Here is a 12356-nt window from a genome sequence, read left to right on the forward strand (position 1 = left end):
CCCCCATTTTTTGACATGGATTAAAACGAGTACTTCAAAAATTTAACAAACAAATGGTTTTAGCGGGGTATTGTGGTAGTTGGTTTAGCTTAAACCCTAATGTATAATTTGGGTTAAATTTTATTCAATCATAGCAAAGAACTTGTCCAAGTCAGGAATGATGACAATCCTTGTTCTTCTGTTTTTTGCCATGTTTTCAGGGCTGTCATTGTCCACAACAGGCACGTAGCTTGACCTGCCGGCTGCAATGAGTTTTTCAGGAGATACACTGTATTTGTTTTCAAGTATCCTTACTATTGAAGTTGCTCTTTTCACACTTAGGTCCCAATTGTCCTGTAATACTCCGGTTCTGATACTTCTGGGATCGGTATGGCCTTCAATCATCACCTCCACAGAAGGCTCTGCATTGATGACTTCAGCAAGTTTTTTCAACAACCCATCAGCATTCCTGGATACTTGGTAGGAGCCGGTATTGAACAAAAGTCTGTCCGATACATTAATCATCACCACCGTCTTATCCACACTGATGGAAATGTCCTCATCCTGCTCTGGAGATCCATCAGAAATGGACTTTTTCAGGTTGTAAGAAATGGCAAGATTAACTGAGTCTTCCATGGTTTTGGCATTGGCCAGATCTTCTGGATTCACTTTAGCCAAAGTAGCTTCAAGCTTCTGTTTGGTATTTCTAGACATAGGCGTCTTACCATCCAAAGAAAACATGGCATCATTTTCACTTCTTAAAGAATTGATACGTGCATTATACTCGTCGACCCTAGCCTGAATACGGCCCATTCTGTCTTCAAGTACCCTTTTTTCAGCCTCAATGGCTTCTTTTTCGCTTCTGGTTTCTGCAAGCGTTGCTTCGGTCCTGAACAGGTCATTTTGTAGTTCTACGTATTTTTTCTTCGAAACGCAGGAAACTGTCAATGTGGCCAAGGCCACAGAAAAAAGAATAAGTTTTTTCATAACGGTTGATTTTTTATATTGAAATCCAAAAATGAAGCCATGTAAATCAGTATTGTTGATTTAACCCTAAAAATGGCAGCTAATTCAGGTATTTAGTCTTAAATTACCTATAAAACATTGAATCATGAATAATATACCTGTTTTACTCTGCGCTTTGCTCTTAATCGTATGCTGCTCCTGTCAAAAAAAAGACCAGGATTTGTCTGAAAAAACCAACTTTACTGTTGAACAATATAGTATTGAGAAAAATGGTCAGCAGGCAGAGGTCTTTCTGCTAAAAAACAGTCAGGGTATGGAGGTGGAAATTTTAAGTTATGGGGCCATTCTCTCCAGGATTGTAGTACCGGACAAGGATGGAAACATGGAGAATGTGCTTTTGACTTATGAATCTCCTGAGGGCTTTTTTACTGATACCTATTTTTTTGGCGCATTGGCTGGGAGATATGCCAATAGAATCGCTAAGGGAAAATTTGATTTAGATGGTGTAACTTACCAATTGGCAACTAATAATGGAGAAAACCATTTGCACGGAGGGAGGGTAGGTTTCAATAAGAAATTTTGGAAAACAGAACTTTTGGAATTGGAAGATGCCATAGGAGTGACCATGTTTTACTTGAGTGAAGATGGAGAAGAAGGTTATCCAGGTAATTTGGAGACTACTATTACTTTTATGTTGAAGGATGATAATAGCTTATCCATTAGCATGGAAGCAGAAACAGATAAGTCTACGATTGTTAATTTGACCCATCATGGTTATTTTAACCTGAGTGGCATGAAGGAGAATATCTTGAATCATCATTTGCAGCTTTTTGCCACGCATTATACACCTGTCGATCAGGGCTTGATTCCTACTGGAGAATTGATCCCGGTAGGTGACACGCCATTTGATTTCAGATCCCCTCGGAAAGTTGGAGAGCGAATAGGCGAAACTACAGGAGGATACGACCACAATTTTGTCATCAAACAAACTCATGATGGAGAATTGGCTAAAATGGCTATTTTACATCACAAGCCTTCAGGAAGAAAAATGACAATGTATTCGGATAAGCCTGGGGTACAATTTTATTCAGGAAATTTTCTGGATGGAAAGCAGGTGACAAATGGAGTTACTTACACCAAAAATTTTGGATTGTGCTTAGAGCCTCAGTTTTTTCCAGATTCTCCCAATCAATCTCATTTCCCCTCTCCCCGTCTCGATCCCGGGGAGCAGTATAGGCATAGGATAGTTTATGTGTTTGAAGTAGATTGAAATTAATTAGCTAATTCTTTGGGCTACATTGCTTCAGGGCTTTAGCTTTTTATTTTTCGTTAAAATTTCCGTTTCAAAAGCAATAAAAAATTAACTTTACCTTTTTAAAATCTAAAAAGCTGCATGCCAAAATTAATTCGAATTACGACTGTACCGCTTTCTCTCAAACTTTTATTGGCAGGACAGATGAAGTTTATGAAGGAGGCAGGCTGGGAAGTTTTGATGGTCAGTGCTGATGGAAGAGAAGTGCAGGATGTACTAAGAAAAGAGGGTGTTTCCCACCATATTATCCCATTTACGAGGAAGATTACTCCATTTAAGGATTTATACTGTTTATGGTTGCTTTTCCGCTTATTTAAGAAGGAAAAGCCGGATGTGATTCATTCCCATACACCCAAGGCAGGTCTTTTGGCCATGTTAGCGGGGAAATTGGCTGGCGTGAAGGTAAGAATTCACACCGTGGCTGGCATGCCTTATATGGTAGCCGAGAAAAGTAAGAAAAAATTACTCATTTGGATGGAAAAACTTACATACAAATGGGCATCTGAGGTGTGGCCTAATTCCCATTCTTTAAAGGAATTCATGTTAAAAGAACAATTACTGGATGCATCTAAGATTAAAATCATTGGTTTTGGATCTTCCAATGGCGTGGACCTCGAAAAATTCAATAGGGGGGCTTTATCTGAAAATCATCTTGTTGCAGCTACCATGAGGATTGCACCCTCTGAAAACGATTATTTGATTCTGGTTGTAGGCCGGTTGGTGAAAGACAAAGGCATTGAAGAGCTGGTGGAAGCTTTTTTGGCTTCTAAAGTCGTAAAGTATGGAAAATTGGTTTTATTAGGGAGCTTCGAGCAAGAACTCAATCCCGTAGCAGATGATATTGTACGAAAAATTCAGGATCACCCGAGAATTGTACAAATTGAGTGGACAGACCATGTGCCCCATTATTTGGCCATGGCCGATGTCTTGGTGCATCCTTCCCATAGAGAGGGTTTCCCCAATGTCTTATTAGAAGCAGGGGCCATGCAGGTACCCATTATTTGTTCAGATATCATTGGGAATAGGGATGTTGTCACCCATAAAAAAACCGGATTGGTATTTCCTGTGAAAAAAGTTGAAGTATTGAAAGATGCTTTGGAATTTGCCTTTATCAAGAGGGAATACATGCAAGGATTGGCAGATAATTTATACAAGGAAATTCTGGAAAAATATCAACGGAAAAATATTCATCAGTTAATTTTGGAAAATTATGAACGGCTGCTGACAGTAGAAAAAGCTACTTAAGTCGACTGTTTGATCCGAAAATATTACTACCAAAAATAATTTTTACTTCGACATGAAATATTTAATTACCGGAACAGCCGGTTTCATTGGTTTTCACCTGGCAAAAAAGTTATTGGATAGGGGGGACACTGTGGTGGGTTTTGATAATATCAATGACTATTATGATGTTAATCTCAAATATGGCAGGCTGGAAGAATCCGGTATTGCCCGGGAAAAAATCATAGACCATGCCTTGGTACAGTCAGAAAGGTATGAGCACTATTCATTTGTGAAAGCAGACCTGAGCGAAAAGGCTTTTATGATGGAGTTATTCCAAAAAGAGCGTTTTGATGTTGTGGTCAATCTGGCAGCACAGGCTGGGGTGAGGTATTCATTGATCAATCCGGATGCTTATGTTGAGGCCAACATCACGGGCTTTTTAAATATTTTGGAAGCCTGCAGAGCATTTCCTGTAAAGCATTTGGTGTATGCTTCTTCCAGTTCGGTGTACGGAGCCAATACGAAGATGCCTTTTTCTACTTCAGATAATGTGGATCACCCACTAAGTCTTTATGCAGCTTCTAAGAAGTCAAATGAACTGATGGCCCATACTTACAGTCATCTATTTGGCATACCTGCCACAGGGTTGAGGTTTTTTACCGTTTATGGCCCATGGGGAAGACCGGATATGGCTTTGTTTTTGTTTATTGAGGCCATGAAAAAAGGCGAGCCCATTCAGGTCTTCAATCATGGAAAGATGAAAAGAGATTTTACCTATGTTGGGGATATTGTGGAAGGAATAGTGCGCGTAGCGGATAGGCCACCAAAAGGAAATTCAGCGTGGCAGGGAGACTCTCCAGATCCTGGAAGTTCCTATGCCCCATATAAGGTGTATAATATTGGTAACTCAAGCCCAGTTGAACTCATGGATTATATAGGAGCATTGGAAAAGGCACTTGGTATTGAGGCTGAAAAGAATATGTTACCGCTACAGCCGGGGGATGTTCCCGCAACTTATGCGGATGTCACAGATTTGATGCGGGATACTGGCTATAAACCGGATACTCCTGTTGATGAAGGGGTGTCAAAATTTGTGGAATGGTATAAAGCACACTATTCAAAGTAATTCAAAAATTCCAAGATGTTTAGGAAATTAACAGTGTTAAATAATTGAACGATATGAAAAAAAGTATCCTAATTACGGGTGGAGCCGGTTTCATAGGAAGTCATGTGGTGAAACTTTTTGTAAAAAAATATCCTGACTATCGCATTGTTAATTTGGACTGCTTAACCTATGCAGGGAACTTGGAAAACCTGAAGGAAATTGAAGGTGCTCAGAATTATTATTTCGAAAGGGTCAATATTCTGGATGAAACGGGCCTTACAGAAGTTTTTGAAAAACATGGGATTTCAGATGTGATCCATTTGGCTGCAGAGTCACATGTGGACCGCTCCATAACAGATCCTTTGGCCTTTGTCAAGACCAATGTCATAGGAACAGTTAACCTCTTGAATACAGCCAAGACTTTCTGGAAAAATTATGAGGAGCACCTCTTTTACCATATCTCTACAGATGAGGTGTATGGTTCTTTGGATGAGGGAGGATTCTTTTTGGAAACTACGCCCTATGACCCTCAATCTCCTTATTCTGCATCCAAAGCCTCCTCTGACCATTTTGTCAGGGCCTATTCCAATACCTACAAGCTAAAAACCGTAATCAGCAATTGTTCCAATAATTATGGGCCGAACCAGTTTCCAGAAAAACTGATTCCGCTCTGTATCCATAACATAAAAACCAATAAACCCTTGCCGGTATATGGCAAAGGTGAAAATATCAGGGATTGGCTATACGTAGTAGATCATGCCAGGGCCATTGATGTGGTTTTTCACCAAGGGAAATCAGGGGAAACATACAATATCGGTGGGTTCAATGAATGGAAGAACATAGATATCGTCAGGTTGCTTTGTCAAAAAATGGATGAAAAACTGAGTAGGGAAAAAGGAAGTTCAGAGAAGTTGATCACTTTTGTTAAAGACAGGGCTGGCCACGATTTACGGTATGCCATTGATGCCAGCAAAATCCAAAAAGAATTGGGTTGGGAACCCAATCTTCAATTTGAGGAAGGTATTTCAAAAACCATAGACTGGTACCTCGAAAATGAGGATTGGTTGAACAATGTAACTTCAGGAGCTTACCAACAATATTATGCTGAGCATTACAGTAATAGATAAAAATGATTAAAAAGGGAATTTCGGATTTCGATAATGTTTCTGAAATCCAGAAATTCACCTTTGATATTATCTATAGCCTTGCCAGGTTTCTGGTGCTTTTCTCCATTCGACCAGAGAGGCCAATGTTTCATCATCTATGTAATCTTTAGCCAATGCTTGCGGTAACATGGCGGAGTAATTGCTCAAACAGATCAATTTGACATTGGCATCTTCAAAGTTGCGTTTTGCTACTTCAAAGCCATAGGTAAAAATTGCTACCATTCCCAAAATCTCAAAACCGGCATTTTTAAGGTCCTGCACAGCTTTTAAGGAGCTTCCTCCTGTTGAAACCAGGTCTTCTACGACTACCACTTTTTGTCCTTTGGTTACTTTTCCTTCTATCATGTTTTCCATACCATGTCCTTTGGCTTTGGATCTGACATATATGAAGGGTAGGTTTAACCCATCTGCCAGAAGAGCCCCTTGTGGGATACCTGCAGTAGCAACACCGGCAATGGCTTCTACATCTTTGAAATTTTCCTGAATGGCTTTAATCAGTCCTGATTTGATATAAGTTCTTACTTCAGGGTAAGAGAGAGAAAGCCTGTTGTCACAGTAAATGGGCGACTTCCAACCGGATGCCCAGGTAAATGGTTTTTCAGGCTGTAGTCTGATGGCTTCAATTTGAAGTAGCTGTTCGGCAACCTTGGCTGCGATTTCGTTGTCGTATAATTCCATAACTCAAAATTAAAGGATAAAATATAAGGCTTGACTGTGAGGGCTGAAAAATTTTATGCATTTTTGGTTCAATTTGAAATGAACCTGGCCAAAGTACCCAGCCATGAGAATTTTTGTAAACGATAAGCCTTTGGATATCGCTTCTTCGGAAGATTTACCGAAGGAAAAAACCTATGAATGTGTTTATGATCATCCCGTTGATTTGCCGGGTACATTCGATTTCCATGATGATGTATTGATCATTGAACCAAGCAAGGATGTCATTATTAAGTTATTGTACTTATTGAGAACACGTAAACTCAAAAACCTGGATTCAGTCACTATCCTTACTTCCCGGAAAAAAGAGATAAAGGATTTCATTAAAAGTAGGTTTACAGTGATTAAGGCTGCCGGTGGAATAGTGACTAAATCTCAGAAAGTGCTTTTTATTTTCAGGTTGGGAAAATGGGATTTACCAAAAGGGAAATTTGATAAGGGAGAGACACCTGAGGAGTGCGCTATTAGGGAGGTAGAAGAAGAATGTGGTATACAAGTAAAGTTAGGTCCAGAAATCTGTAAAACCTGGCATACATACACCCACAATAGAAAGAGTATTCTTAAAAAGACCTATTGGTATGCTATGGAGAATGTCAATGATGCAGACATGAAACCACAAAAAGAAGAAGGTATTGAAGACATCAGGTGGTTAAGGCACCACGAAGCCAAAATTGCTCTGGTGAATTCTTATCCGTCCATGAGGTATCTTTATAAAAAGTTTCTTAAGCTTGTGCCTAAAGTTCAGACTTCATAAGGCAGATATTCTGTAACATCTCCGCCATAACGATGCACCTCTCGGATAATGGTGGAGCTCACTGCTGCAAACTGCGGGGAAGTGATCAAAAAAACTGTTTCTAAGCCGGGATTAAGCTTACGGTTCATTTGGCTAATGGTGTTTTCATACTCAAAGTCAGTGGTATTTCTCAATCCCCTCACCAAGAATCTGGCTCCATGCTCTTTTGCTACCGTAGAGGTCAGGTCGTTATATACCAATACCCGAACCCTGGGATCATTTTTATATAAAGTTTCTATTTTTGAAACCATGGTATCAATATCGAAATACCTATTTTTTTTGGCCGAATTGTATCCAATTCCAATAATAACCTCATCAAACAGATTAAGGCTTCTTGTCACAATATCATGATGGCCTTTGGTATATGGGTCAAATGATCCTGGAAATATGGCAGTTTTTTTCATCTTATCGATTAGTTTGCTGGCTTCAACTACAATACCAATATAGGATTAAAATTTTAATGATGGTGTAACTCCGCTTTAAATCGGGGCTGGGTCACGTGTCAGGAAAATTCCCAATTGGACTCAAAATGTAAAGTTTTTGAAAAAGATTCTGTGCCTATATGATAATGCTGAATACTTCTCACTGTATCAAAAGATATGTTTTTGAAGTACTCCTTGGCCCAATTTTCAGAAAAATTTAAATGACTGTTTTTTCCAAATACGGTGTAGCGACAGTAATTTCTATCAAAACCCAATTGTTTGGTAAGACCAAATAAATACATGAGTAAGTTATCCTTGTTTTCTATATCAAAACGGTTGAATAGGACCAAGACTTGTTTGTCAAAGGCGGCTATATAAAATGATTTGTCGAATAGATAAATCAGGATTTCCTGAGAAAGAAATTTTGTTTTTTCAGAAAGGCAGTAGGATAGAAATGAACTGCTCCCATGATGGAAGGTGATTTCTTGTTTTCCATCACTCAGCAATTGGTAAAGTCTTTGGTCTAAACCTCCGACTAACTTTATGTTGTTACTATCTAGACTGCTGTAAAAAGAGGTCAATTCTCCTGAGAATTCTCCGGAAAAGCTGAGATAGGTATCCAAAAACTCTGAATGGAACAATGCCCCTGGAACCAAGGAGAAATATTTATTGTGGATGAATACCTTGGTGGGAACATCAAGCTGGTAAAGTTCATCTTTCCAAACCTTGGAAATGGGGTTTTCTGCTGAAGAATGTAAATTCCAGGTGTGAATTGCTACAACTTTCTGGTTTACATCTTTGGCCAAAAGGAATCTTATTTCATCATATAAGAAAAGCGATAAATATGAAACCGCTTCGGGATCATATTTATCGCAGTATATTTTTTTCAAGGTATCGTCAGTAGTTTGAACCAAAATTACTCCCAATTACCGGATGTAGAGGAATCAGTTCTTGACCCCACCCTAAGTGCTCTTTCATTATTGTTAGCTCTTCTTTTCGGGTTGATTGGAGCAGGATCTCTGATTTCAAATACACCGATTTCTCTCTGGCTTCTTTCGATTTTGTCGGAAAAGAACTCGAATTCCAATCCACCTGAACCCGGTACTATGTGAAGGTTTTCCAAGTTGAAGTTAGGATACCTTCTCTCATTGAAAAGAGAATCTATTACCTGTACCGAACCTAATGTGTCAAAAGAAACGGTAGTTTCCTCTTTACCATATTCTAATAACTTAGTGGTTTCTTTTCTTTCAACGATCCAGATTTCTCCGTCTTCGATAAATTCTCTCAGCTCATCCCAGCTTCCGGCATACTCGCCTTTCGCTGCTATGTATGCAATCTGAGCATCTCTGAGCATTTGAAGTTTTTCAATAACTCTTGCTTCTATGGCTGCAATTCTTTTTTCTTCCTGCATGACATCGTCTACACTCCTGTAAAGCATGAAGCCCAATCCAAGAGCGCCCAATAAGAAGACTACGGATAAAATTCTGGTTAGCGTCATTTTCTAAGATGATTTAATCTTTATAAAGGTTGATGGTAATGTTTCTAAGCTGCTATTTTATTGAATTATTTCCAAAATTAAAATATCCATTCCATTTTCGCACATCATTCAGTGATTTTATTCCCCAAAATAGGGGGTGTTTTTCCCTATTTTCTATTAAACTCAATTTTTCGAGGTTTAAATAGCCAATATCGGTGATCAGCTGCTTCCCTTTGTCAAGTTCTGGATCAGTCCCTTTTCTTAAAATGCCGCCTGTCTGCTCGACTTCAAAAAAAAGCTCAATGGCATGTAGTGGAGGCTCCAAATATTCATGGGTACATATAAAGTTTTTGACCCTGACTTCTAGCCCAGTCTCTTCTTCAAATTCGCGGATAAGATTTTCCTCAACAGTAGTTCCAAACTTCATGCCACCACCAGGTACATTCCAAAAGAAGCGATCAGACGACATTTTATGTTTGATCATCAACAGCGTATTGTCCTGAATGAGAATCCCATTGACCCTGGTTCTAAGCCTACCCCCAAATTTATCTACCAGCTCTTTTTCCAAATTTATCATATTACGCTTAGATTGCTACTGCAATGAACAGTAAAGATAAAGAGAACGCACCTAAACCGTCCTTTTTGCTGACAAAATATTTTCCTTTTGAACCTACAGCAGGCCAAAAAGCTTTTTTTGCCAAAATGGATGACTTTTTTTCGAAGGAGGCTATCGATGTTTTCGTATTAAAAGGTTACGCTGGCACAGGAAAGACTTCCTTGATATCAGCTTTGGTAAAAATGCTGCCAAGGTTAAAAACCAGGTCTATGTTATTAGCCCCGACGGGTCGGGCAGCCAAAGTAATGGGGAATTACAGTCAAAAATCTGCTTTTACTATTCACAAAATCATTTATAGGCCAAAGGACCAGGTAGGGGATCTTGGTTCAGGCTTTGATTTGCTTAAAAATTACTACAAAGATACCTTGTTTGTCGTGGATGAGTCTTCCATGTTGGCAGATGAAAGCCAGGGAGGACGTAGTTTACTTAGGGATTTGATCCATTTTGTTTTCCAAGAATCCAGTAACAGACTCATTTTAGTTGGTGATACGGCACAGCTGCCTCCGGTCGGCAGTAGCCTCAGTCCTGCCTTGGACAGCAATTACCTTATCAGACACTTTAGGCTCAAAGTGGACCAGATAGAACTGACTGAAGTAATGCGGCAGCAATTGGCATCAGGAATCTTATACAATGCCACTTATTTAAGAAATCAAATTGTGGCCAAGGATCCTGAAATACAGTTTCAGACAGCAGGTTTTCGGGATTTCTTTAAAATGACGGGAGAAAGATTGGAAGACGGTTTGAGGTATGCTTATAATAAGTATGGTATCGAAAATACAGCAATCATTACCCGTTCCAATAAATTGGCGGTTCAATATAACCAATACATTCGTAGGACTATCCATTTTTTTGACGATGAGATCAGTGCGGGAGATTTGCTGATGATTGTTAAAAACAATTATACCTACATGGCCGATTCAGATAGGGTCAATTTTCTTGCCAATGGTGATTTTGTAGAAGTTGTGAAAATTAGGTCCTTTGAGGAAATGTATGGCCTGAGATTTGCGACGTTGGAATTGAGGCTGCTGGATTATCCGGATGAACCTTTCTTTGAGGCCAAGGTAATTATGGATACGCTCTATTCAGACGGACCTTCCCTTACCGTACCATCATATAGGGAGCTTTACAGACAAGTGGCAGAAGATTATTCAGATGTAGCCAATAAAGCAGAGCGAATGGAGTTGATAAAAAAAGACCCTTATCTTTCAGCCTTGCAGGTGAAATTTGCGTATGCATTGACATGCCACAAATCCCAAGGGGGACAATGGGACGCGGTCTTTGTCGACCAAGGATACCTGACCGATGAAATGGTTAATAAGGATTATATCCGTTGGCTGTATACGGCAGTGACCAGGGCAAAGAAGGAGTTGTTTATGGTAAACTTCCACGCAAAGTTTTATATTAGCAATTCAGAATAAGTAACTATCGAAAACTAAATACAATTACTATGAAAAAGTTGTTTATGCTAGCGGTAATGGCCCTGATGGTTTTTGCCGTGCAGGCACAAACGGAGAAAAAAGGTGCTGTAATGGATTTCAAAGAAAAATCCATCGATTTTGGTGATATCACACAAGGTGATAAGGTAGAGCATACCTTCATTTTTACCAACAATGGGGATACCCCTTTGGTGATTTCCAATGTTGCGGTAACTTGTGGTTGTACTGCACCAAATTGGCCTAAACAACCTATTGCTCCTGGAGCAACAGGTGAATTGAAAGTTGTATTCAATTCGGCCGGAAAAATGGGTAAGCAGAATTCTGTTGTTAGGATCTATTCCAATGCTTCAGAACCCATTGAAAAAGTATCTTTGATTTCCAATGTACTTCCTAAAGGGGCAAAATAAATTGGGTGAAATGAAAAAGGGAGGTTGTAAGGCCTCCTTTTTTTAATCTATATTTTTAAAACTATTCTGGTTTTTTCTGCTTTATCCAAAAGCAACAAGCTTGATTCCGATAACTTATAATATCTAATCTCTTTTTAAGCAGGTGCAAACTTATTAAATGATCCAGTTTGATTTGCGTGCACTTGAAAATTTCAAAATTCGAAATTTTCTGGCTAGCCTCAGGCATACCATCTTCTTCATTGGGCTCATTCGAAGTATAAAAATACATCTTCATTCGCCCGCTTTGAACTTGCCTACCGATAGGAAGGGCTGGCATACCTGAGACTTTTTCAGCAAGCCCTATCTAATGGAAGCAGCATCTGCAGGAACTGGTTAGGGTAATTCCTCGGTTTTTACTTTGATCCTATAGCGGCTTCCCGGTTTGAAGTCAAATCCTTCAATTTGCGAGTAAAAGTAAGTCCATTTGCCTTCGTCTATTTCCTCATTGGATTGTGCTTACAGGCAAGTCATTGGACCTACACCGGTGCAGGGTATTTTATTGCTGTTTACCCACAAAATCTTAAATTTTGGATTGTTTTCTGTCAGCGCTTTTTCTGTTTTTCAGGACATCATGGCCAGGAGCAGAATCAATAGACCAATGGAAATCAAGGCTCTCATTGTTAGGAAGTTTAAGTCAATGATTCTAATGCAATTCTTCTGCCATATTCTAAGAACCAAACATAAAAAAATGTTAAAATTA

15 protein-coding genes are annotated in these 12356 nt (G+C 39.3%); 8 read left to right on the forward strand and 7 right to left on the reverse strand.

Translation table 11 applies throughout. From position 1 onward, the window contains the following. Window positions 1-120 precede the first annotated feature (120 nt). Window positions 121-966 (reverse strand): OmpA family protein, encoded by an 846-nt coding sequence (locus tag B879_RS18450; RefSeq protein WP_009186732.1) that lies wholly within the window; start codon window positions 964-966, stop codon window positions 121-123. A gap of 124 nt (window positions 967-1090) precedes the next feature. Here B879_RS18450 and B879_RS18455 point away from each other — a divergent pair, with 124 nt between their 5' ends. From B879_RS18455 to rfbB, 4 genes are all read left to right on the forward strand, one after another. Beyond that, on the forward strand, window positions 1091-2215 hold the full coding sequence (locus B879_RS18455) for an aldose epimerase family protein (RefSeq protein WP_009186733.1): 1125 nt from the start codon (window positions 1091-1093) through the stop codon (window positions 2213-2215). 123 nt (window positions 2216-2338) lie between these two features. Further along, window positions 2339-3502 carry a glycosyltransferase family 4 protein gene (locus B879_RS18460; RefSeq protein ID WP_009186734.1) on the forward strand — a complete coding sequence of 388 codons (1164 nt, stop codon included), beginning with the start codon at window positions 2339-2341 and terminating at the stop codon, window positions 3500-3502. Window positions 3503-3554: 52 nt separating this feature from the next. Then, window positions 3555-4607 carry an NAD-dependent epimerase gene (locus B879_RS18465; RefSeq protein WP_009186735.1) on the forward strand — a complete coding sequence of 351 codons (1053 nt, stop codon included), beginning with the start codon at window positions 3555-3557 and terminating at the stop codon, window positions 4605-4607. A 53-nt stretch (window positions 4608-4660) separates the two neighbouring features. After that, window positions 4661-5713: a dTDP-glucose 4,6-dehydratase gene (rfbB, locus tag B879_RS18470; RefSeq protein ID WP_009186736.1), complete on the forward strand. Its 1053-nt coding sequence runs from the start codon at window positions 4661-4663 to the stop codon at window positions 5711-5713. Between the two features lie 66 nt (window positions 5714-5779). Here the strand turns inward: rfbB and pyrE are convergent, their stop codons facing one another. Continuing rightward, a complete protein-coding gene (gene pyrE / locus B879_RS18475) occupies window positions 5780-6430 on the reverse strand; it encodes an orotate phosphoribosyltransferase (RefSeq protein WP_009186737.1) in 651 nt (216 codons plus the stop codon). 103 nt (window positions 6431-6533) lie between these two features. Between pyrE and B879_RS18480 the strand changes: the two genes are divergently transcribed. Next, window positions 6534-7220, forward strand: coding sequence for an NUDIX hydrolase (locus tag B879_RS18480; protein WP_009186738.1), 687 nt, complete (start codon window positions 6534-6536; stop codon window positions 7218-7220). Here B879_RS18480 and coaD read toward each other — a convergent pair. The 4 genes from coaD to B879_RS18500 all read right to left on the reverse strand — a co-directional run bounded on the left by coaD (window position 7208) and on the right by B879_RS18500 (window position 9735). Beyond that, on the reverse strand, window positions 7208-7663 hold the full coding sequence (gene coaD, locus B879_RS18485; protein ID WP_009186739.1) for a pantetheine-phosphate adenylyltransferase: 456 nt from the start codon (window positions 7661-7663) through the stop codon (window positions 7208-7210). The two genes, B879_RS18480 and coaD, sit on opposite strands and share 13 nt — an antisense overlap. A 98-nt stretch (window positions 7664-7761) precedes the next feature. Then, window positions 7762-8571 carry a DUF3822 family protein gene (locus tag B879_RS18490; protein ID WP_202949663.1) on the reverse strand — a complete coding sequence of 270 codons (810 nt, stop codon included), beginning with the start codon at window positions 8569-8571 and terminating at the stop codon, window positions 7762-7764. A gap of 26 nt (window positions 8572-8597) precedes the next feature. After that, window positions 8598-9179, reverse strand: a complete 582-nt coding sequence (locus B879_RS18495) for a hypothetical protein (protein WP_009186741.1) — start codon at window positions 9177-9179, stop codon at window positions 8598-8600. A 52-nt stretch (window positions 9180-9231) separates the two neighbouring features. Further along, window positions 9232-9735, reverse strand: a complete 504-nt coding sequence (locus tag B879_RS18500) for an NUDIX domain-containing protein (RefSeq protein ID WP_009186742.1) — start codon at window positions 9733-9735, stop codon at window positions 9232-9234. A 23-nt stretch (window positions 9736-9758) separates the two neighbouring features. Between B879_RS18500 and B879_RS18505 the strand changes: the two genes are divergently transcribed. Further along, complete coding sequence (locus B879_RS18505; RefSeq protein WP_009186743.1) at window positions 9759-11192, forward strand: ATP-dependent DNA helicase; 1434 nt, start codon at window positions 9759-9761, stop codon at window positions 11190-11192. Between the two features lie 29 nt (window positions 11193-11221). Continuing rightward, window positions 11222-11617: a DUF1573 domain-containing protein gene (locus tag B879_RS18510; protein ID WP_009186744.1), complete on the forward strand. Its 396-nt coding sequence runs from the start codon at window positions 11222-11224 to the stop codon at window positions 11615-11617. A gap of 372 nt (window positions 11618-11989) precedes the next feature. Here the strand turns inward: B879_RS18510 and B879_RS23580 are convergent, their stop codons facing one another. Further along, window positions 11990-12094, reverse strand: a complete 105-nt coding sequence (locus B879_RS23580; RefSeq protein ID WP_368678979.1) for a DUF4377 domain-containing protein — start codon at window positions 12092-12094, stop codon at window positions 11990-11992. On the opposite strand from B879_RS23580, the gene B879_RS23265 reads away from it, so the two are divergent. Continuing rightward, the coding region (locus B879_RS23265) for a hypothetical protein (protein WP_238542169.1) at window positions 12081-12356 on the forward strand (276 nt) is incomplete at its 3' end. The genes B879_RS23580 and B879_RS23265 overlap by 14 nt on opposite strands.

The sequence above is a fragment of the Cecembia lonarensis LW9 genome, assembly GCF_000298295.1.
Taxonomy (GTDB): Bacteria; Bacteroidota; Bacteroidia; order Cytophagales; family Cyclobacteriaceae; genus Cecembia; species Cecembia lonarensis.